Source organism: Streptomyces sp. NPDC002643, assembly GCF_053592555.1.
In genome coordinates this window covers 43,756-64,193 of sequence record NZ_JBSFVY010000047.1, presented here as the reverse complement: position 1 = coordinate 64,193, position 20,438 = coordinate 43,756, and the positions used below count along the sequence as shown (strand labels likewise).

Sequence of the window (20,438 nt, the reverse complement as noted above, 5' to 3'; positions counted from 1 at the left end):
CCATGCTCAAGCACCGCACCCTCTACCAGCCCGGGCACGAACAAACAGCCTGACCAAACCCACAGACCTTGACCGAACAGATAGAAGCACCCCCCGCCGCCCGTCCAGCCCCCCGCAGTCCCGGCCCTGCGGCGGCGCCCTCAGCCCAGTACGTCGCGCAGCAGTCTCGCGTTCCTCACCGCCTGGCTCGATCCGGTGCGCGCTGCGGCCGTCGTGACCTCGGGTATCGCGCCCTTCGCCGCGCAGCGTGAGGCGCAGTCGACACCGAGGCCGAGCAGTGGGCCGGTGCCCCGGACCACGGGGTCGCGCAGGAGGTGGGGCAGGGCCGCTTCGAGCACGGACCAGACGATGGCGTACGCGCCGGTCTCGGCCGCTGTGCGCAGGGAGGCGGTCGCCCGGATCGCCTCGATGTGCCCGCCGCGCAGCCTCTCGGCCAGCAGCCGTCCGAGCAGCGCACCGTTCAGTTGTCCCCGCGCGGCGAGCACCAGCAGCGTGTCCACCGCCGCGTCGCGCTCATCCTGCCGGTCGTAGGAGAGGGTGTGCGCCAGGGCGAGGTGCAGCGCGAATCCCGCCGGGCCGCCGGACTCGGCCGCGAACGGCAGGACGTGGGCCCAGCCCCGTTCGGAGAACCTGGGCTGGAAGTTAGTCGCGGGCCAGGACGACGTCTCGGTGGTGGGGCATCTGGGCCAGCCAGAAGGAAAGCATCGGGTACTCCAGGCCCGCGTTGCGTTGGCACTCGATCAGAGCCGCGGCGGCCGGGAGGAGCGGGGGGCCGGGCGGCGGCTCGGGGAGCGCGTCGTTCACCAGGTCCCGCACGGACCGGTCCGGGTGGCCGTCGTGCCAGTCCGCCAGGCGGCTGTCCCCGTGCGGCAGACCGCCCTCGCGCAGCCATAGCGCCAGCCGCCGCCCGCCGTCGGACACGAGCTGCCCGGCCGCGTCCCGCACCTTCTCGTCCTCGGTCGGGGTGACGCGCAGCAGGGCCTGTGCCAGTTCGACCGGCGCGGGTGTGACGCCGAGTCCGTCGAGCAGCGAGATCCGCCGCACGAGTACGGAGGCGTCCAGCGCACCGGTGGAATCGGTCGGCACGGCCAGCAGGAACGGCTGCTCGCCGGCCTCGATGATGTCGATCGCCTCGGCCAGGCGCTCTCTGAGCAGCTTCCCGGCCACGGAGACAGTCATGTGTGTGTCTGCAATCGGTGAAGTGGAAGCGCCTCGGCTCGTCGCCCCGCAGCGCCGCGGCCACGTCGTAGACGTCGGAGTGGGTGTGGTCGCCGGTGGTGAAGCGTGGTTCCTTGCGCATGACCGGCTTCAACGCCCGGGCCAGCACGATCCGGTCGAGGTGGGCGTGGCGGACCAGCCCGTCCAGGACACGCTCGAACGCCACCACGTCCTTGGCCGGAGGTCCCCAGCATGGTCAGCGCGGCACGCGCCCGGTCGGCGGGCAACCCGGTCCCCGCCGGCAGTTCGGCGACGTCGATCCTCGGCTCCCAGGCCGGCAGTTCCACCTCCCAGGCGATGGCGGTGTCACCGTCCGTGGCGTCCGGGGAGGGCGGCGCGTACATCCGTACGGTCGTGGCGTGCCGTAGCACCGGCCGCAGGGTCAGCAGCCGCTCCGGTCCGGGCAGGAACACGGCTCCCGGCGCCGGCCTGGTCGTGGGACGCAGGGTACGGCCGGCCGGCACCACCCATCGCCGCGTGCGGGCACCTGCCTGACAGGTGGGCCGGGGCATCGCCCGCAGCAGGGCCGCGGCCTCCGCGGCGGGCACCTCGGCCCGCGGCGCGAAGCCGGGGGCGAGCACCTGGGCCTCGGCGAAGCCGCGCAGCCAGCGCTCCGGCAGCGGGACCTTCTTCTCCACGAACTCACCGCCGAAGGTGCGGACGGCCATCTCGTCCGGTCCGACGGCCAGATGGAGGGGTCGAGACCGCCGAGCCCGGCCAGGGCCCGCCGCAGCGGTGGGTTGACGTCGACGTTCGTGGTGCCGTGGCCGACGTCGTCACCATCGAGGCCGGGCGGGAGGACGTCGAGCCGGGCGTACACACCGCAGCAGCCGGAGAAGGACTCGAAGCGCAGCCCGTGGCCGTCGGCCGTCACCACCGGATCGAGCGAGGCTCTGGCGCTCTGCCGGTAGTACCGGGCGGCGTCCACGTCGGCGACCGCGAGCAGCGCCGTGGCCGCGGCGGCCGGCGCGGTCAGGAACCCGCTGAAGAAGCGGGGGTTGACCGCCGCTCCGGCCGGGGTGGCACCGCCGGAGGTCTCCAGCGCGAGACGGGGCGTCCCGGCCGTGGAATCGCGCACGGCGGAGGGACGTAAGTAGGAGTAGTTCTGCATGAGTTGACTCACACGCACACGCTACGACCGACCACTGACACCGGGCCGCAGCGGCGCACGCCCCCGCCGTGGCCGTTCGACGGCAGTACACGGTCACGCCACACGTACGCGGCCACAATGCGCGTACAGGGTCAGTCACGCCGCCCGTACAGGGTCACGCCGACGGCCCGTCCCCCACTCGGCCCTGCGAAACCCCTGTGACAGCCCTGTCGCCGAGGGACGCTAGGCTGCCTCCAGCACCTGTGATCACCCGCCCGCGCGGCCGTCGGTGGCCCTTCTGTGGCGTGGATCTGTCATCCGTCGGCCCTCAACGATCAGCGCTTGGACCACGTAACTTCATGTCTTGGTTTGAATCCCTCATCCTCGGACTCGTCCAGGGGCTGACCGAATTCCTCCCCATCTCCTCCAGCGCGCATCTGCGTCTGACGGCGGCCTTCTCCGGCTGGGAGGACCCGGGCGCGGCCTTCACGGCGATCACGCAGATCGGCACCGAGGCCGCCGTGCTGATCTACTTCCGCAAGGACATCGTCAACATCATCTCGGCGTGGTCCCGCTCCCTGTTCAACAAGGAGCTGCGGAGCGACCACGACGCCCAGATGGGCTGGCTGGTCATCGTCGGCTCCATCCCGATCGGTGTGCTCGGCGTCACGCTCAAGGACCAGATCGAGGGCCCGTTCCGTGACCTCCGCATCACGGCCACGATGCTGATCGTGATGGGCATCGTCCTCGGTGTCGCGGACCGCTTGGCCGCCCGTGACGAGACCGGCGCGAAGCACCGCGCCGCCCGGGAGCGCAAGTCGCTGGAGCAGCTGAGCGTCAAGGACGGTCTGATCTTCGGTCTCTGTCAGGCCATGGCCCTCATCCCCGGTGTCTCCCGCTCCGGCGCCACCATCAGCGGCGGCCTCCTCATGGGCTACAAGCGAGAGTCCGCGGCCCGCTACTCCTTCCTCCTCGCCATCCCGGCGGTGCTCGCCTCCGGTGGCTACGAACTGAAGGACGCGATGGAGGGCGGCCATGTCTCCTGGGGCCCGACGATCTTCGCCACGGTCATCGCCTTCGTGGTCGGCTATGCGGTCATCGCATGGTTCATGAAGTTCATCACCACCAAGAGCTTCATGCCGTTCGTCTGGTACCGCATCGCTCTCGGCATTGTGATCATCGTCCTCGTCGCGACGGGCACACTGAGCCCGCACGCGGGTGAGTCGGCGGGCTGAGCCGACGGGACGGTGACAGCGGTCGGCGCGAGCCACATTCCCAGCCGACCGGCCGACAGACACCGTGAGTTGGGGCGTCCACGAACAAGTGGACGCCCCAACTCACGTCAGTGACCAACCACATACGGCATCGGTAGCCGCGCAGTAGCGCACTGTCAGTTGTTGCGCCTACGCTTGTCGGCATGTCCCCCGATTCCCTTACCCCTGGTTCCGCGCGGTCTGCCGCCGATGTGAACGACCAGATCCGGGCGCTGTGGCGCCGCGCCGGTGGATCACTGTCCTCCCAGGAGCGGGCCGAGTACGAACTGCTGGTCGTGGAGTGGGCCGCGGCGATACGCGGAGAGGTCATCGAGGCGGCGTGATCCGTCCGGCACCACCGGGGTGCCGACGACCGGGCCCGACAGGACGGTGACATCGGGCCCGGAGCCGCCGAGGAACGGGGCCGAGGCGGCATCACGTACGGGCACGAATCCCGCCACAGCCGCGCGGCCGGTTCTAGCGGCCGCCGGACACCCTCAGGATCGCGCCCGTGGTGTACGAGGCCTCCGGGGACATCAGCCAGGCGATGGCCGCCGCGATCTCGTCGGCGCGGCCGGGGCGGCGCAGCGGGATGGACCCGGCGAGGCGGTCGGGGCGTTCGGGGTCGCCCATCCGCGCGTGGATCTCGGTGTCGATGACACCGGGGGCGACCGCGTTGACCCGGATGCCGTCGGGGCCGAGTTCCTTGGCCAGGCCGTTGGTGAGGGCGTCGACGGCGGCCTTGGTCGCCGCGTAGTGGACGTACTCGCCGGGGCTGCCCAGCGTGGCCGCCGCCGAGGAGACGTTCACGATCGCCCCGCCGCCCCAGGCCGCCATGACCGTGGCCGCCCGGCGCGAACAGAGCAGTACGCCGAGGAGGTTGACCTCGACGACCCGGCGCAGCGTGTCCGTGTCGGCGTCCGCCAGTCTGCCGAACCCGCCCGTGATCCCCGCGTTGTTGACCAGCCCCGTCACCGGCCCGAGCCGCTCCGCCGCCGTCTCGAAGAGCCGGTCCACATCGGCCTCCACCGAGGTGTCCGCCTTGACCGTGACACAGCGCGCCCCGTTCGCCCGCGCCCCGGTCGCGATCCATTCCGCCGCGGCGCCGTCATGGACGTACCCCACGACCACATCGTGTCCGTCCGCCGCGAGCCGCAGACAGGTCGCGGCGCCGATCCCCCGGCTTCCCCCCGTGACCACCGTGACCGGACGTGCCATGCCAACCTCCTGATGCCCGACGGCTTTCCCCACCCCAGATGATCGATCATCCTATGAATCCGGGAGGCCCGCCACCCGTCGACCACGACCTTCGATCAGCGGTTTCCGATCACCTTCCCATCGCTTTTCGATCGCCTCCGAAAGCACGGCAACTTTTCGAAGAGAGCGGCAACCTTTCCGATCCCCACGACCACTGAGGACGTGGAAGCTCCTTTCACCGGAGTCCCACACGAACCAGGCGTTCGTCCGACCCATGCAAGGACTCATCCGTGGCATCCCGTTCAAGCCGTTCCCACCGGCAACCCCATACACGCCGGCCGCGTACCGTGCTCGTCTCCGTCGTCGCCGTGGCGGCCGTCGGGCTGGTCGCGTCCCTGGTCATGGCGTTCGGCCCCGACAGCGCGGAGGACGCCGGGAAGGTCGGGGCCGCCCGGGATTCCGCGGCCACGGCCGTCGCCGGGGCCGACACCGACGCCGATGCCGAGGAGGGCGACTCCCCGAAGGAAGAGAAGGAGAAGAAGGGCGAGAAGGGCAAGGCCAAAAAGCCGTCCCCCTCGCCCTCCGCGTCCCCGACATCGGCCGCGACCTCGCCGGAAGGGGCTTCGGAGCCCGCCGAGCGGAAGCGGCCGAAGGCGACCACCGCCCCTCAGGCCGCCTCCGGCACGGCACCCCTGGCCGGACGGATTCAGCCGGGCGTCTCGTACGACGGCGTCGCCACCCTCTACGACGCCGGGGACGGCAACGGCTCCTGCTCCTTCGGCCCGAGCGAAGACCTCATGATCGCGGCGATGAACACCAAGGACTACGAGACGTCCAAGGCATGCGGCGCGACCGTCCTCGTCCGCTCGGGCGACGCCTCCGTCACGGTCCGCATCACCAACGAGTGCCCGGCGCCCTGCGAGCCCGGCCAACTCGACCTGAGCGCCCAGGCGTTCGCCGAACTCGCCGACACCTCACGCGGTCGTATCCCCATCACCTGGTCCCTGTTGAGCCTCGCCCGGCCCGAGACGCTCTCGATCCGCTACAAGACCGGGTCCAGCCAGTACTGGTGCGGCATCCAGGCGATCGGGCACCGCAACCCCCTGGCCCGGCTCGAAGTCCGCGCCGACGGCGCCTGGCGTCAACTCGCGCGTACCGAGTACAACTACTTCCTCTCCGAACAGGGCACCGGCTGCGGCGGCGCGATCCGGCTCACCGACATCTACGGGGAGCAACTCACCGTCGACGGCATCGCCGTCCGACCGGACGCCGTACAGCCGACCAAGGTCCAGTTCGCGAAGCACTGAGGCGGCGATGGCACCGCCGTTACAGCTCTCGGGGCTGAAGGCACGGCCGTTCAAGCCCTGAGGGCCGAAGGCACTCCCGTTGGCGTGCCGACCGCGCCGTACCGCGCCGTTCCACCCCGTTCCGCCGGACAGCGCAAGCGCGCGGGCGCGGGGTGCGGCTCCGGCCGATGCTGAGGGGGCCCACCCCGCCACACTCCCAGGGACCCCCATGCCACACCCGATCCATGACCGCCGTCATCCCCGTAGCCGATCCGGCCCCCACCACCGCCCCCGGCTTCGGCTCGCGCTCGTCGCCCTCCTCGGTGCCTCCTGCCTCGGCGCGCTGCTCACCGCTCCGGCGGTCGGTGCCGCAGCCGCCGGCGGCGAGGAGCGAGCCCTGCGACACCGGCTCGAACAACTGGTCGCCGCCCCCGACGGGCCGCCGGGTGTCATCGTCGTCCTGCGGCGCGGCCAGGAGTCCCGCGTCCTGCGGGCCGGTGTCGCCGATCTGGAGACCGGCCGTCCGATCGAGACGACCGACCACATGCGGATCGCGAGCACCGCGAAGGCGTTCAGCGGCGCCGTGGCGCTGCGGCTGGTGCAGAAAGGTGTACTCGACCTCGACGACACCATCGGACGCGTGCTGCCGAACCAGCCCCGCGCCTGGCGGAAGGTGACCCTCCGCCAGTTGCTGAACCACACCAGCGGACTGCCCGACTACACCGAGAGCCGGGAGTTCCTTGACCTGCTCCTCGCAGACCCTCGCCGCACCTTCAACCCCCGTCGCCTGCTGGACTTCGTGGCGGACGAACCCCTCCACTTCCGCCCCGGCTCGCAGTACCTCTACTCCAACTCGGACAACATCGCCGTGGCCCTGATGGCGGAGGCCGCCACCCACCGGCGGTACGAGGAACTGCTCGACCGGCTCGTCAACCGGCCGCTCGGGCTGCGCGACACGACCCTCCCCCTCGGCTACGAGATGCCGGAACCGTTCATGCACGGCTACGACGTCCAGCCGCCGGACCCTCCGGAGGACGTCAGCGAAGTCCTCAGCGCGTCCGGTGTGTGGGCCTCGGGCGGCATCGTCTCCACCCCGCGTGACGTCACCCGCTTCATCCGCGCCTACGCCGCCGGGGCACTGACTTCCGAGGAGGCTCTGCGCCGGCAGCGCCGCTGGATCGAGGGCGCCTCCGAACCGGCCGGCCCCGGCCGCAACCGGGCGGGACTCGCCATCTTCCGGTACGCCACCCGCTGCGGGGTCGTCCTCGGCCACACGGGCAACTTCCCCGGCTACACCCAGCTGATCGCCGCCACACCCGACGGCCGCAGGTCGATCACCTTCTCGATCACCACCCAGGTGAACAGGAGCCTCAAGCCCGCTCTCCTGCAGAAGCTCCGCGCGACCCAGGAAGACGCCGTCTGCGCCCTCCTCCGGCGCGAACACGGCTGACCCCGATCCGGACCGGCCTGCTGAGCGGTCGCCGGTCAACGACAGGGATCACAGACACGGATCAGCGACACAGATGGGCCAGCACCTCGTCTCGTACGGGATAGGGGCGCTCCTCGGGCAGCAGCTTCGCCGCCGCGTCCAGGTCGCCCGCCCGTACGAGGCCGTGCACCTGCCTGGCGAGCGGGGTCACGTCCTCGATGCCGACGATCCACTCGTCCGCGTAACGGGCCGCGGCCTCCCCGGCCAGGCCCAGCTGGAGCGAGCGGTGCGGCAGCGGGTTCAGCCGCAGATCGCGCTCGGGGTCCCACTGCACACGCGCGGGCGAGCGGCGCAGCTGCCGCTTCCAGGCGTCCTGGCTCTCGTGCAGTTCGGGGACGTAGTGGGAGAGGCAGGAGTTCCGCAGCGCCCATGCGAAGCCCTCCCGGCCGATCTCGACGGCCAGCACGGTCTCCTGCCCCTCCTTCAGCCCCCATCCGCAGCGGTACATCATCCACAGGAACGACGGCTTGATCCAGGTCATCCGGTCCCGCTTCCACGCGGCCGGGAAACGCCCGTCGCGCGCGGCCGGGCCGCCGATCCCGGGGCGGTACGCCTGATAGACGGTCACCGTGTCCGCGGTGTATTGGGCCCGGATGCGGAACTTGGGTTCGGCGGTCCGTTCCGCTCGTACTGAATCATGTTCGTTCTCGTTCACAGCAATCTCGTTCACGGGGATCAGATTCGATCATCCGGGCGCCCGGGAGCCAGCGAATAACCGTCGGCGCACACCTCTTGGCGTGGCGCCGCTTCTGCCCCAAGACTGTTTCGATGACGCAGCGTGTACAGCTCGCGACCGTGATGGACCGGCTCGCCGTCGACGGACTGATCACCGAGTACGCGGTGGCCGTGGACGACGGCGACTGGGCGGCGTACCGGGAACTGTTCGCACCGGACGGCCGCGCGGACTACCGTTCGGCCGGCGGCATCGAGGGCGACGCCGCCCAGGTGGCCGGATGGCTCGCCCGGAGCATGGAACTCTTCCCGATGCGCCAGCATCTGATCGTCAACCGGCGGGTGCGGTTCGGGTATCTGGAACAGGACACCGGCGACACCGCCCGGGTCCAGGCCGACTATGTCAATCCGATGCGGTTCGCCGGCCACGACGGCGACTCCACGGCCCCCGACTTCGTGTGCGGCGGCCGCTACGCCTTCGGGCTCGTCCGTACGTACGACGGCTGGCGGCTGCGTGAGGTCGTCGTGCAGGAGAAATGGCGCCGCACCCCGCAGGGCCTCACCACCGACCAGCAGCCCTCCCCCACCTGAGCCCTCCGGCCCCCGGGCGCTCGCCCTCAGCCCGGCCCCGGCTCTGCCCTCCCCGCCCTCTCGCACCCCCGGCCCCTCCTCCGTGCCCCCTGTCGGAGATCGTCTCCGGCGCGCACACTGGAAGGACCCACACCGGGGAGGGATGCGCTGGATGAAGACGCCCGAATGGCTCACCTCCCGATGGCGGCGCGGTGCCGTCGCCGCCGTGGCCGGTGGGCTGCCCGTGCTCGCGTTCCCGGCGCCGGGCCTGTGGTGGGCGGCGTATGTGGCGCTGGTGCCCTGGCTGCTGCTGGTCCGCACTGCGGAGACGGGCCGGCGGGCGGTGTACGACGGCTGGGCGGGCGGTTTCGGCTTCATGCTGGCCATGCACCACTGGCTGCTGCCGAACCTGCATGTCTTCACCTTCGTCATAGCGGCCCTGCTGGGGGTGCTCTGGGCACCCTGGGGCTGGGTCGTGCGCCGTCTGCTCGCCGATACGCCCCCGCCCGGCCGGGCGGCCCTCGCGCTGCTGGTCGTGCCCTCGGGCTGGCTGGCGATCGAGCTGGTCCGCTCCTGGCAGGGGCTCGGCGGGCCCTGGGGGCTGCTGGGGTCCAGCCAGTGGCGGGTGGAGCCCGCGCTGCGGCTGGCCTCGGTGGGCGGGGTCTGGCTGATCAGCTTCCTGGTCGTGGCCGTGAACGTGGCGGTCGCCCTGCTCGTCACGGTACGTCCGGCCCGGGTCCCGGCCGTCGCCGGGCTGGTCGCCACCGTGGCCGTGACCTCGGCGGCCTGGCTGTGGGCGCCGCGCCCCGACGAGAGCGGCCGGGTGGCGCGGATCGCCGTCGTGCAGCCCGGTGTCACCCAGGGTGCCGAGAACCGGTTGGCCCGTGAGGAGACGCTCACCCGACAGCTGGCGGGCCGCGACCTGGACCTGATCGTGTGGGGCGAGAGCAGCGTCGGCTATGACCTCGCCGACCGGCCCGACCTCGCCGACCGCATCGCCGCGCTCGCCCGTGAGACCGGCACCGACATCCTCGTCAATGTCGACGCCCGACGCTCCGACCGCCCCGGTATCTACAAGAGCTCGGTGCTCGTCGGCCCCGACGGCCCGACCGGCGACCGGTACGACAAGATGCGGCTGGTCCCCTTCGGCGAGTACATACCGATGCGCTCCCTGCTCGGCTGGGCGACCTCCGTCGGCGAGGCGGCCGGTGAGGACCGCAGACGCGGCGCCGCCCAGGTCGTGTTCGACTCCGGGAACGGGCTGCGGATCGGCCCGATGGTCTGCTTCGAGTCGGCGTTCCCCGACATGAGCCGGAATCTCGCAGAGGACGGCGCCGAGGTGCTGCTCGCCCAGTCGGCCACGTCGACGTTCCAGCAGAGCTGGGCGCCGGAGCAGCACGCCTCGCTGGCCGCGCTGCGGGCCGCCGAGACCGGCCGCCCGATGGTCCACGCCACGCTCACGGGAGTCTCGGCGGTGTACGGGCCCGACGGCGAGCGCGTCGGCTCCTGGCTCGGCACCGACGAGAGCACGACAGCGGTGTTCGATGTGCCGCTGGCGACCGGTACGACACCGTACGTGCGCTTCGGTGACTGGCCGGTGCACGCGGCGCTGCTGGTGCTGCTGGGCTGGGCCGCCTTCGACGGCGTACGGGCCGTACGGCACCGGCGGCGCCCCGGCCCGCCGCGTCCCCCGGCTCAGACGGAGGACCGGCCCTCCACCTCCCGTACCACCCGCTCGCACATCTCGTGAGTCGCCAGCGCGTCCCGTGCGCTGAGCACCTTGCCCGCGCGCACCGCGTCGAGGAAGGCGAGCACCGCCTGTTCGATACCGCGCTGCCGGGCCACCGGCACCCAGTCGCCGCGCCGCCTCAGGGACGGCTGCCCCTTGTGGTCGATGACCTCGGCGAGGTTCACCACCTGCCGCTTGGTGTCCTGCCCGGAGACTTCGAGGATCTCCTCCGCCGAGCCGCTGAGCCGGTTCATGACGCCGAGCGCCGTGAAGCCGTCCCCGGAGAGCTGGAGCACGACATGGTGCAGCAGACCGTGCTCGGTGCGGGCCCGTACGGTCATGTCCTCGACCGGCCCGGGCACCAGGAACCGCAGGGTGTCGACGACATGGATGAAGTCGTCCAGGATCATCGTGCGGGGCCGTTCGGGCAGGCCGATGCGGTTCTTCTGCATGAGGATCAACTCGCGCGGATGGTCGGCGCACTGGGTGTACCCGGGCGCGTACCGCCGGTTGAAGCCGACGGCCAGTCCGATGTTCCGCTCCTCGGCCAGCCCCACCAGCCGTGCGGAGTCGGCGAGTTCGTAGGCGAGCGGCTTGTCCACGTACGTCGGTACGCCCGCCTCCAGCAGTCGGCCGACGATCTCGGGGTGGGCGCCGGTCGGGGCGTGCACGAAGGCCGCGTCGAGGTCCTGGGCGAGCAACGCGTCGAGGTCGGCGTGGCGTTGGCCCGGCAGGAGGCGCAGACCGTCGGCGACCCGGGTGAGCGTCGCGGGCGTCCTCGTCTGCATATGCAGTTCGATCCCGGGTTGGTGACCGAGCACCGGCAGATACGCCTTCTGCGCGATGTCGCCGAGTCCGATGCAGCCGACCTTCACGTGGGTCTCCCGTCTGGAGGGTCCGGAGGTGTGCCGTCGTAGTCACCTCTGGAGGCGTGCCATGGTGTGCCACACGATACGGCGTGGTGGTGGGCCGGGTCCGTGCGCGAGGATCGCGGTCATGACGACGCAGCGCAGCGAACCCTCCTTCACGGCCGACGAGCGAACCATGCTCGAAGGGTGGCTCGACTACCACCGCGAGACTCTGGCACTCAAGTGCGCCGACCTGGACGACGCCCGGTTGCGGACCGCCTCGGTGCCGCCCTCGGAACTGTCGCTGATGGGTCTCGTACGGCATATGGCGGAGGTGGAGCGCATCTGGTTCCGCAAGGTGCTGATGAACGACGACCTAGGGCCTCTCTACTTCAGCGACGCCGACCCCGACGGCGAGTTCCACCTCACGGAGCGGGACACCTGGGAGGAGGCGAACACCGCCTGGCAGACCGAGATCGAGGCCGCCCGCCGCAACGCGGCCGGCTTCGCCCTCGACGACCTCTCCAAGGGCACGCACAAGCGCCCCGGCCGCCGCCCCAGCCTCCGCTGGATCTACACCCACATGATCGAGGAGTACGCCCGCCACAACGGCCACGCCGACCTCCTCAGGGAAAGGATCGACGGGGTGACCGGGGACTGAGGGCGACGGCTGCCCGGGGGCGGGCCACGGCTGCCGGTGGGCCACGGCTGCCGGGGAGTCGGCGGACGTCTCGTCGCGTCGCAGTCGGAGCCCCGCGTCACCCATGTGGGGGCATCCTCCGCTTGCCCCCTCCCCAAAGTGGCGCGGACACAGCAGAGTTGCGCGCGTGCACCGACCGACCACCACCGCAACGCTCCTGGTCACCGTGGCCGTCTCGGCCCTCACCGGCTGCGTGACCACGAAACACCCGCCCCCGCCCGTCGTACCGCCCGCCCCGTCCCAGCCGTCCGAGCCCCGCCCCGACGGCACCACGGAGACGCAGATCGTGGAGGCGCCGGCGCGGGAGGCGCTGGAGTTGATCGGCCCGCCCCGGAAGCCGACGCCGAGCACCTCCGAGGCACCCGAACCCGCCACATCGACACCGGCCGCCGCAACGCCGCCGCCCACGCCCAGCGCACCGCAGCCGCCGCGGCCCCAGGAGAAGCGCCCCGCCCCGCCGGACCGGCAACAGCACCGCGAACCGTCGAAGTCCGCGGCCGAGGTGGAGATCCCGCCCGTCCCCGAGCCCTTCCCGACGGAACCGCCGAAGAAGAACGCGGACGTCTGCGCCCTGGGCCACAAGTACGGCGGCTGGGGCAAGGACACCCCGCAGTCACTCATCTGCAAGGACGTCTACGGCCGTTGACCCACCCGAGCCCGGCAAGCCCTCACCACTCGCGCTCCTGCTCCCGCTCAGCTCTCCTCCCACGCTAGGGCCGCTGTCTCGGCGGCCCCGGCGTCGTCCCCTCGGACGGGCCGTCCTCGTCGAGTTGGGCCGCCAGGCGGGTGAGGGCGGTGCGGATGCCGTCGTCGTAAGCGGCGCCGTAGCCGTCGTTGTGGCCGTTGTCGTCCAGTGTGCCGATGGCGGCCCTGGCGAGGCCCAGATGGCTGCGGGCGGCCTCCTGGCGGTCGAGCTTGGCGTAGTCGGCGGCGAGGTTCAGATGCAGCGAGGGGTAGAAGGCGCGTGCCGCGAGGCCGTCGCGGTGTTCCTCGGCGCTGGGGCTCCCTTCCGCCGCGCGGGCGTCGGTCAGCTCGCCCGCCGCCGACAACGCGCGGAGGTCCCAGGCCAGTTCATCGTACGGGTCGTCCTGGGTGTCGGCCATGTAGTGCGCCAGGGTGCAGCGGTGGAGCGGATCGCCGTCCTCACCGATCTCCGCCCACAGCCCGAGAAACCGCTCCCGGGCCTCCTCCCGGTCCCCCGCATGATGCAACATGACCACCTGCCCGATCCTGGTCATCATCCCGTCCACCGCCATCCGCTCCCGCCGCTCCACCACCACGACCTCCACCCTGACCGCCCCATCCCATCCGTCCCACCCGACGTTAGGGCCAGCCACTGACAATCCCACCCAGACAACCCGCCACACCCGAAGCAGCGCCCCGACGGCGGTACGAACCGAGCACGATGTGAGGCCGGGGGCGCGGGCCCCGTCACTCGACTCGGCCGCGGGCTGAGGGGCGGGGGCGGAGGCCGGGACCCGGGGGCGCGTGCCGAAGCTCGGGGGCACCGGGCCCCGGGGGCACAGGCCGGAGCCAGGGTGCCGGCCAAGGCCCGGGGCCGCTGGATCGAAGGCCCCGGGCCGGGGGCGGGGCCCAAGACACTGGGCCGGAGGCCGGGGGCCCGGGATCTCCGGCCGAGGCACTGGCCCGGGGGGTCGTAGGCCGGAGCCCGAAGGTTGAGGCCAGGCCCCGGACCGCCGGGCCGAAGGTCACATACCCCAAGGGCACTGGGCGGGAAGCCGCAGTCCGAGACCCAACGTCTCCGGCCGAGGCACGGCGACAGGGCCGGTGTCGGGCCCGGGCCGTGGGCGTAAGCAGGGGCCCCGAGGGTTGCAGGCCAAGGCCCCCGAGCACCGGGCCCCAGGTCGCATAACCAAGGACACTGGGCCGGAAGCCGCAGTCCGAGACCCAAGGCCTCCGGCCGAGGCACGGCGACGGGGCGGGGGGGCAGGTCTGAGGTCGCAGACCGGGTCCAAGGCATTGAGGCCAGAGGCCGGGGCCCGGTTCGCAGGCTGGGGCCCGAGTGGGCTGCACCGAAGATCCCGGCCCGGGGGTCGCGTTGCATGGCTCAAGGCCCTGGGCCGTAGGCCGGGGGCCTTGGGTCTCACGCCGCGGCCCGATGACCGGCCCGGGGCGCGGGCCGGGGGTCGCGGGCCGGAGCCCCAAGGTTGCAAGCCAAGGCCCCGGGACACCGGGGCGAAAGGCGCATGCCCCAAGGGCACTAGGCCGGAGGCCGAGGCACGACGACTGGGCCAGGGCACGGGCCGGAGGCCGCAACCCAGGGCTCACAGACCGGAGTTCACCCGGCGCCCCGAGGCCCACCGGCCAGCGCCACCGACGCCAACCGACCGGCCCCGCACCCGCACCACCGGACCCGGCCCAGCGCCCCCCGGCCCGGACCGGCACCACCGCCCATGCCCGTCGACGGACGCGCCCGACGAACGACTGGCCCCGCCCCGCCCCCGGCCCCACCGGCCGATCACGGCCCCCAGAACACCGGCCCACCGACCAGCGCGCCCGCCAACCAACCGAACCCACCCGTGGCCCACCGACCAGCCACGCCCTCACAAGACGGAACGGCCCCGCTGACCGACGCACCCGTCAACCAAGCAGCCCCGCCCCGGCCCCACCGACCAGCCACGCCCCCACAGGACGAAACGGCCTGCCGACCGGCGCGCTCGCCGGCCGACAAGCCCCGCCGCTCACCCCAAGTTCGGGATCGTCCAGTCGATCGGCTCGTGCCCCTGCTGGGCGATCGCCTCGTTGATCTGGGTGAAGGGGCGGGAGCCGAAGAACTTCTTGGCGGAGAGGGGGGAGGGGTGGGCGCCCTTGACCACGATGTGGCGGTCCTCGTCGATGAGGGGGAGCTTCTTCTGGGCGTAGTTGCCCCAGAGGACGAAGACCGCCGGGTCGGGCCGCTCGGCGACCGCGCGGATCACGGCGTCGGTGAACTTCTCCCAGCCCTTGCCCTTGTGCGAGTTGGCCTCGCCGGAGCGGACGGTGAGGACCGCGTTGAGCAGCAGCACGCCCTGCTCGGCCCACGGCATCAGATAGCCGTTGTCCGGGATGGGCGTACCCAGCTCGGCCTGCATCTCCTTGTAGATGTTCCGCAGGGACGGCGGCGTCTTCACCCCGGGCCGCACGGAGAAGCACAGGCCATGGCCCTGGCCCTCGCCGTGGTACGGGTCCTGGCCGAGGACCAGGACCTTGACGCTCTCGTACGGCGTGGCGTCCAGCGCGGCGAAGACCTGCTCACGCGGAGGGTAGACGGGACCCTTGGCTCGCTCCTCCTCGACGAACTCGGTGAGTTCCTTGAAGTAGGGCTGCTGAAGCTCGTCCCCCAGGACCCCGCGCCAGGACTCGGGCAGCATGGCGATGTCGGTCACGTCAACTTCCTCCGGTGTGCGCTCACTTCACGGCCGCAGAACATACGGCCATGGACGGCCGCGCCAGGCACGACCGTCGTCAGAGCACAGAACCTACAGGCGCCCACTGACAATCGGCGCGGGAGGCCGGAACCAGAACCGACCGGAACCAGAGCCGACCGGCACGCGGCCGACCGGCACACGGCCGACCCGGCCGGAAGACCATTCCTGCCAGTTCGGCCAGTCCTACCAGCTGGTCTTCCGGGACAGCTCCCACATGATCATCATGGTGGCGGGGTCGATGACCCGCTCCAGACCGGCGATCTCCTCGCTGGCGGCTGTGTACGACTTGCCCTGCCACAGCGGAATCAGCCGGGCGTCGTCGACGAGGATCTGCTGCGCCTCCTCGAACTCCTCGGCCACGGCACCGCGGTCGCTCTCGGCACGCGACTCCGGAATCAGCGTGTCGGTGATCTTGGGGGAGTCGTACGGGGTGCCGAGCGCGTTCTGCTCGCCGACGAAGGGGGCGATGAAGTTGTCGGCGTCGTTGAAGTCGGGGTTCCAGCCTCGCCCGAAGACCGGGTACTCGCCGTTCTGGTAGCCCTCGAAGTAGTCCTTCCAGGGCCGGCTCTTCAGGGTGACCGTGAACAGGCCGGAGGAGTCCAGCTGACGCTTCAGCTCCTCGAAGGCGGGCTTGGTCTGGGAGCCGTAGCGGTCGCTGGTGTACCAGAGGGTCAGCGGCACGGGGTCGGTGATGCCGGCGTCCTCCAGGATCTTCTTGGCCTTGGTGGCGCTGGGGCTGCCGTAGTCGTCGAAGAAGCCCGTGGTGTGGCCCACCAGACCCCTCGGGATCATGGAGTACAGGGGCTCGACGGTGTCCTTGTAGATGTTGTGGGCGAGCGCCGGCCGGTCGAGGACCTGGGCGACCGCCTTGCGGACGGCGGGGTTCTTGGCCCACTGGTCCTTGGGGTTGAACACCAGGTAGCTGATCTCGGTGGTGGCGTTCTCGACGATCTGCAGGCCCTCTTCCTCGTGGTTGGCCTGGAGGTCGACGATGTCCGCGGCGCCGAGACCTCGGTAGATGACATCGATGCTCTTGTCCTTGAGGGACTTGACCAGTTCGTCCGACTGCTGGAAGTAGCGAATCGTCACTGCGGAGTTCTTCGGCTCCGCCATGCCCTTGTAGCTGTCGTTGCGGACCAACTGGGCCTCGTTGCCCTCGTCGTAGGAGGCGAGGTTGTAGGGGCCGGAGCCGGTGATGCCGCCGTCCTCGCGGAGCTTGTCCGCCGGGTACTCCTCGGGGTCCACGATCGACATGGCGGGCGTGGTCAGCACGAGGGGGAAGGTGGCGTCGGGCTGGCTGAGATGGAAGACGACCTCGCGGTCGCCCTTCGTCTGCACCCGGTCCAGGCTGGTCAGCAGACCGGCGGGGCCACCGTTGACGTTGATCTTCTTGATGCGGTCGAACGAGTACTTGACGGCCTCGGCGTCCAGCGTGTGCCCGTTGGAGAACTTCAGGCCCTCGCGCAGTTTGCACGAGTACGTGGTGCTGGAGCTGTCGGAGAACTCGCAGCTCTCGGCGGCGTCCGGCACGGGCTCGGTGCCGCCGGGGGTGTAGTTCAGCAGGGGCTGGTAGACATTGCGCATCAGCTCCCAGGAGCTGTCCCAGGCGGCTGCCGGGTCCAGGGTGCTCGGCGCACTGGTGGTGCCCACGAAAATGGGGTCCGCGTCTTCGGAGGCGTCCGAGGAGAACACACCGCACCCGGTCACCAGGGATATGGACGCGATCGCCGCGAGGGGCGGCAAGTATCGGTTCCGGTTGAACACGTGCATGCTCCTCGAAATGCCGTACCAAGAGTGGCCGAACGATACCGCAGCCTCCGGTGGTCTCTCCCGCCCGGCTGGCCATGCCATGGATCAGCGATCTTGCGACGGCGGCGTCGCGCCCCGGTGAAGGTTGGGGGTGGACACCGGAAGCATTCGGTGAAACGGGCCCGAACGGCCACCACAAATGGGCCCGAACGGCCACCGCGAGGGGTGGCCGGAGGCCGTTCCTGCGCCCTGGGCCGGCGCCCACCACCATGTGGCCGACGCCGGGCCGGGAAGCCTGCCGACAGGGCTCAGCCGACGCCGGCGTTGAGAAAGATGCCGCCGTCCACCACGAGCGTCTGGCCGGTGATCCAGGCGGACTGCTCGGAGGTGAGGAACGCGGCGGCGCCACCGATGTCGGAGGGCACGCCGAGCCGGCCGAGCGGGTAGGACGCGGCGGCCTCCGCCTCCCGGCCCTCGTACAGCGCCTGGGCGAACTTGGTCTTCACCACGGCGGGCGCGATCGCGTTGGCCCGCACCTTCGGCGAGAACTCGTGCGCCAGCTGGATGGTCAGGTTGATCATGGCGGCCTTGCTGATGCCGTACGCGGCGATGAACGGCGAGGCCGAGACACCGGCGACCGAGGCGATGTTGACGATCGCTCCACCGTTGTCCTTCTGCCAGGCGTGCCAGGTCTTCTGGGCGAAGCCGAGGGCCGAGAGGACGTTGGTCTCGAAGACCTTGCGCGCCACGTTCAGGTCCATGTCCGCGATCGGGCCGAACACCGGGTTCGTACCGGCGTTGTTGACCAGATAGTCGACGCGGCCGAAGGCCTCCATGGTGCGCTCGACGGCGACGGCCTGGTGGGCCTCGTCGTGTGCCTTGCCCGCGACGCCGATGACGCGGTCGGCGCCGAGCTGCTCCACGGCCTCCTTGAGCGCGTCCTCGCCCCGGCCCGTGATGCAGACCCGGTCGCCGCGCGCGACGAGGGCCTCGGCGATGCCGTAGCCGATGCCGCGGCTGGCGCCGGTGATGAGGGCGACCTTGCCCGAGAGTGCGGGCGGTTCCACCGAAGTCATGTTCCTGGTCCTCTAGTCGAGCGGTCCGCCGGCGACGTACAGCACCTGGCCGGAGACGAATCCCGCGTCGTCGCCCGTGAAGTAGGCGATGGCACCGGCGATGTCCTCGGGCTCGCCGACACGCTGCACGGGGATCTGGGTGGCGGCGGCGGCCTTGAAGTCCTCGAAGCCCATGCCGACGCGTGCGGCGGTCGCGGCGGTCATGTCGGTGGCGATGAAGCCGGGGGCGACGGCGTTGGCGGTGACACCGAACTTGCCCAGCTCGATGGCGAGGGTCTTGGTGAAGCCCTGCATGCCCGCCTTGGCGGCGGAGTAGTTGACCTGGCCGCGGTTGCCGAGCGCGGAAGACGACGACAGGTTGACGATGCGGCCGAACTTGGCGTCCACCATGTACTTCTGACAGGCCTTCGACATCAGGAAGGCACCGCGCAGATGGACGTTCATGACCGTGTCCCAGTCGGACACGCTCATCTTGAACAGCAGGTTGTCGCGGAGCACACCCGCGTTGTTGACGAGGATCGTCGGGGCGCCCAGCTCCTCGGCGATCCGGGTGACGGCGGCCTCGACCTGGGCCTCGTCGGAGACGTCGCAGCCGACCGCGAGCGCCTTGCCGCCGGCGGCGGTGATCTTCTCGACGGTGTCCTTGCACGCGGCCTCGTCGAGGTCGATCACGGCGACCGCGCGGCCCTCGGCGGCCAGCCGTACGGCGGTGGCGGCACCGATCCCGCGCGCGGCACCGGTGACCACGGCTACCCGCTGCTCAGTGGTGGACATTGCTGCATCTCCTCGCCCTTGAGAACGTACGCCCATATGGTGAGCGACCGCTTAGTACCTTCAGCAGACGTGACGCTAGAAGCCCTGGCACGCGGTGTCAACGGCACACGGGGCCGGTGTGATCGATTACCTCACCAGCAGATCCAGCAACCGTTCCGGTTCCCCGGCCGGATCGGAGGTGAGCCCGGTGTGCACGGGTCCGGGCTGGACGACCGTCGAACGGGGCGCGACGAGCCAGCGGAAGCGGCGCCCGGCGTCGTCGCGCGCCGCCTGTCCGGCCGCCTCTCCCCCGGCGCACACGCCCTCGACGGCGCGCAGCGCGGCGCGTACGCCCGCCACGTCCGCCCCCGGGTCGAGTGCCAGCAGCTTGGTCTCGTCCAGATGGGTGCGGGCGGCCACGAAGGACCGGGCACGGCAGTACACCAGCACACCGGCGTTGAAGCACTCCCCGCGTTCGACGCGCGGCACGACCCGCAGCAGCGCGTACTCGTAGACGTCCTGTTCTCTGGCGCGGGTCGCCAGGGTGCGCTCGCTCACGAGATCCCCTCGATGCGTTCGATCCCCTCGATGCGTTCATGGATGACGGCGGCACGGGCCACCAGAGGCTCCGCATAGGCCTGCCGGAGGGCATCCGGTGACGCGAAGCCGGGCTCGTCCGTCAGCCACACCTCGGGGATCTCGGCGGTGACCTCGGCGAGCAGTTCCTCGGTGACCAGGGGGGCCAACTCGGCCGCGGCGGCCCCGACATCGGGGGCGAAGGAGAGCAGGGCGTGGTCCGAGGCGTCGTAGCCGCGGGTGGACCAGGCGGCGGCGCCGGGCCAGTTGTGGTGCCAGATCATGGTGGCGCCGTGGTCGATGAGCCACAGCTCACCGTGCCACATCAGCAGGTTGGGGTTGCGCCAGGAGCGGTCGACGTTGTTGATCAGCGCGTCGAACCAGACGATCCGCCCGGCCTCCTCGGGGCTCACCGCGAAGGCGAGCGGATCGAAGCCCAGGGCGCCGCTGAGGAAGTCCATCCCGAGGTTGGTGCCGCCGCTGGACTTCAGCAGTTCCTGCACCTGCTCCTCGGGTTCGCCGAGCCCGAGCACCGGGTCGAGACCGACGCTCACCAGCCCCGGCACGCGCAGCCCGAGCCGCCGGGCCAGCTCACCGCACACGACCTCCGCGACCAGCGTCTTACGGCCCTGTCCGGCGCCGCTGAACTTCAGGACGTACATCCCGCGGTCGTCACCCTCGACAAGCCCCGGGAGCGAGCCGCCCTCACGCAAGGGCGTGATGTAGCGGGTCGCGGCGACCTCTTTCAACACGTTCCCAGGCCACCCATCTCTTCGACCTCGCGCTCCATGCGAAGTGAGCATA

At 71.1% G+C, this 20,438-nt stretch carries 20 protein-coding genes and 1 pseudogene; 8 read left to right on the top strand and 13 right to left on the bottom strand.

Annotated features, from left to right (window positions below; genetic code table 11):
- Nucleotides 1-140: 140 nt before the first annotated feature.
- The 3 genes and pseudogenes from ACWD4G_RS41275 to ACWD4G_RS41265 all read right to left on the bottom strand — a co-directional run.
- Nucleotides 141-500: a hypothetical protein gene (locus ACWD4G_RS41275; protein WP_451303082.1), complete on the bottom strand. Its 360-nt coding sequence runs from the start codon at nucleotides 498-500 to the stop codon at nucleotides 141-143.
- Nucleotides 501-642: 142 nt separating this feature from the next.
- Nucleotides 643-1,179, bottom strand: a complete 537-nt coding sequence (locus ACWD4G_RS41270; protein WP_451303080.1) for a hypothetical protein — start codon at nucleotides 1,177-1,179, stop codon at nucleotides 643-645.
- A 212-nt stretch (nucleotides 1,180-1,391) separates the two neighbouring features.
- A pseudogene (locus tag ACWD4G_RS41265) lies at nucleotides 1,392-2,329 on the bottom strand (SWIM zinc finger family protein); the annotation flags it as partial.
- A 338-nt stretch (nucleotides 2,330-2,667) separates the two neighbouring features.
- On the opposite strand from ACWD4G_RS41265, the gene ACWD4G_RS41260 reads away from it, so the two are divergent.
- Both ACWD4G_RS41260 and ACWD4G_RS41255 read left to right on the top strand, forming a co-directional pair.
- On the top strand, nucleotides 2,668-3,543 hold the full coding sequence (locus ACWD4G_RS41260; protein WP_451303078.1) for an undecaprenyl-diphosphate phosphatase: 876 nt from the start codon (nucleotides 2,668-2,670) through the stop codon (nucleotides 3,541-3,543).
- Between the two features lie 182 nt (nucleotides 3,544-3,725).
- Complete coding sequence (locus ACWD4G_RS41255; protein WP_451303076.1) at nucleotides 3,726-3,905, top strand: hypothetical protein; 180 nt, start codon at nucleotides 3,726-3,728, stop codon at nucleotides 3,903-3,905.
- A gap of 133 nt (nucleotides 3,906-4,038) precedes the next feature.
- On the opposite strand, the gene ACWD4G_RS41250 is transcribed toward ACWD4G_RS41255, so the two are convergent.
- The gene (locus ACWD4G_RS41250; protein WP_451303074.1) at nucleotides 4,039-4,779 is read right to left on the bottom strand and encodes an SDR family NAD(P)-dependent oxidoreductase; all 741 of its coding nucleotides are present in this window, start codon (nucleotides 4,777-4,779) and stop codon (nucleotides 4,039-4,041) included.
- 326 nt (nucleotides 4,780-5,105) lie between these two features.
- Here ACWD4G_RS41250 and ACWD4G_RS41245 point away from each other — a divergent pair, with 326 nt between their 5' ends.
- Nucleotides 5,106-6,065, top strand: a complete 960-nt coding sequence (locus tag ACWD4G_RS41245) for an expansin EXLX1 family cellulose-binding protein (RefSeq protein WP_451303072.1) — start codon at nucleotides 5,106-5,108, stop codon at nucleotides 6,063-6,065.
- Nucleotides 6,066-6,273: 208 nt separating this feature from the next.
- Nucleotides 6,274-7,494 (top strand): serine hydrolase domain-containing protein, encoded by a 1,221-nt coding sequence (locus tag ACWD4G_RS41240; protein ID WP_451303070.1) that lies wholly within the window; start codon nucleotides 6,274-6,276, stop codon nucleotides 7,492-7,494.
- Between the two features lie 61 nt (nucleotides 7,495-7,555).
- On the opposite strand, the gene ACWD4G_RS41235 is transcribed toward ACWD4G_RS41240, so the two are convergent.
- Nucleotides 7,556-8,188 carry a DUF4291 domain-containing protein gene (locus ACWD4G_RS41235; RefSeq protein ID WP_451303068.1) on the bottom strand — a complete coding sequence of 211 codons (633 nt, stop codon included), beginning with the start codon at nucleotides 8,186-8,188 and terminating at the stop codon, nucleotides 7,556-7,558.
- Nucleotides 8,189-8,301: 113 nt separating this feature from the next.
- Here ACWD4G_RS41235 and ACWD4G_RS41230 point away from each other — a divergent pair, with 113 nt between their 5' ends.
- Complete coding sequence (locus ACWD4G_RS41230) at nucleotides 8,302-8,796, top strand: nuclear transport factor 2 family protein (RefSeq protein ID WP_451303066.1); 495 nt, start codon at nucleotides 8,302-8,304, stop codon at nucleotides 8,794-8,796.
- Nucleotides 8,797-8,947: 151 nt separating this feature from the next.
- Nucleotides 8,948-10,525, top strand: a complete 1,578-nt coding sequence (lnt, locus tag ACWD4G_RS41225; RefSeq protein ID WP_451303065.1) for an apolipoprotein N-acyltransferase — start codon at nucleotides 8,948-8,950, stop codon at nucleotides 10,523-10,525.
- Here lnt and ACWD4G_RS41220 read toward each other — a convergent pair.
- Nucleotides 10,471-11,379, bottom strand: coding sequence for a Gfo/Idh/MocA family protein (locus ACWD4G_RS41220; RefSeq protein WP_451303063.1), 909 nt, complete (start codon nucleotides 11,377-11,379; stop codon nucleotides 10,471-10,473). The two genes, lnt and ACWD4G_RS41220, sit on opposite strands and share 55 nt — an antisense overlap.
- Before the next feature lie 121 nt (nucleotides 11,380-11,500).
- On the opposite strand from ACWD4G_RS41220, the gene ACWD4G_RS41215 reads away from it, so the two are divergent.
- On the top strand, nucleotides 11,501-12,013 hold the full coding sequence (locus ACWD4G_RS41215) for a DinB family protein (RefSeq protein WP_451303061.1): 513 nt from the start codon (nucleotides 11,501-11,503) through the stop codon (nucleotides 12,011-12,013).
- Between the two features lie 166 nt (nucleotides 12,014-12,179).
- A complete protein-coding gene (locus ACWD4G_RS41210) occupies nucleotides 12,180-12,698 on the top strand; it encodes a hypothetical protein (protein WP_451303059.1) in 519 nt (172 codons plus the stop codon).
- Nucleotides 12,699-12,762: 64 nt separating this feature from the next.
- On the opposite strand, the gene ACWD4G_RS41205 is transcribed toward ACWD4G_RS41210, so the two are convergent.
- The 7 genes from ACWD4G_RS41205 to ACWD4G_RS41175 form a co-directional block, all read right to left on the bottom strand.
- Complete coding sequence (locus ACWD4G_RS41205; RefSeq protein ID WP_451303092.1) at nucleotides 12,763-13,329, bottom strand: hypothetical protein; 567 nt, start codon at nucleotides 13,327-13,329, stop codon at nucleotides 12,763-12,765.
- A gap of 1,425 nt (nucleotides 13,330-14,754) precedes the next feature.
- Nucleotides 14,755-15,438: a uracil-DNA glycosylase gene (locus ACWD4G_RS41200; protein WP_451303057.1), complete on the bottom strand. Its 684-nt coding sequence runs from the start codon at nucleotides 15,436-15,438 to the stop codon at nucleotides 14,755-14,757.
- A 225-nt stretch (nucleotides 15,439-15,663) separates the two neighbouring features.
- Nucleotides 15,664-17,244: an ABC transporter substrate-binding protein gene (locus ACWD4G_RS41195; RefSeq protein WP_451303055.1), complete on the bottom strand. Its 1,581-nt coding sequence runs from the start codon at nucleotides 17,242-17,244 to the stop codon at nucleotides 15,664-15,666.
- Between the two features lie 293 nt (nucleotides 17,245-17,537).
- A complete protein-coding gene (locus ACWD4G_RS41190) occupies nucleotides 17,538-18,305 on the bottom strand; it encodes an SDR family oxidoreductase (RefSeq protein WP_451303054.1) in 768 nt (255 codons plus the stop codon).
- Between the two features lie 12 nt (nucleotides 18,306-18,317).
- Nucleotides 18,318-19,079 carry a 3-oxoacyl-ACP reductase FabG gene (gene fabG, locus ACWD4G_RS41185; protein WP_451303052.1) on the bottom strand — a complete coding sequence of 254 codons (762 nt, stop codon included), beginning with the start codon at nucleotides 19,077-19,079 and terminating at the stop codon, nucleotides 18,318-18,320.
- A gap of 126 nt (nucleotides 19,080-19,205) precedes the next feature.
- Nucleotides 19,206-19,616 carry a DUF3037 domain-containing protein gene (locus ACWD4G_RS41180; protein ID WP_451303050.1) on the bottom strand — a complete coding sequence of 137 codons (411 nt, stop codon included), beginning with the start codon at nucleotides 19,614-19,616 and terminating at the stop codon, nucleotides 19,206-19,208.
- Nucleotides 19,613-20,386 carry a HipA family kinase gene (locus tag ACWD4G_RS41175; RefSeq protein ID WP_451303048.1) on the bottom strand — a complete coding sequence of 258 codons (774 nt, stop codon included), beginning with the start codon at nucleotides 20,384-20,386 and terminating at the stop codon, nucleotides 19,613-19,615. The genes ACWD4G_RS41180 and ACWD4G_RS41175 overlap by 4 nt, the downstream gene beginning before the upstream one ends.
- Nucleotides 20,387-20,438: the final 52 nt, after the last annotated feature.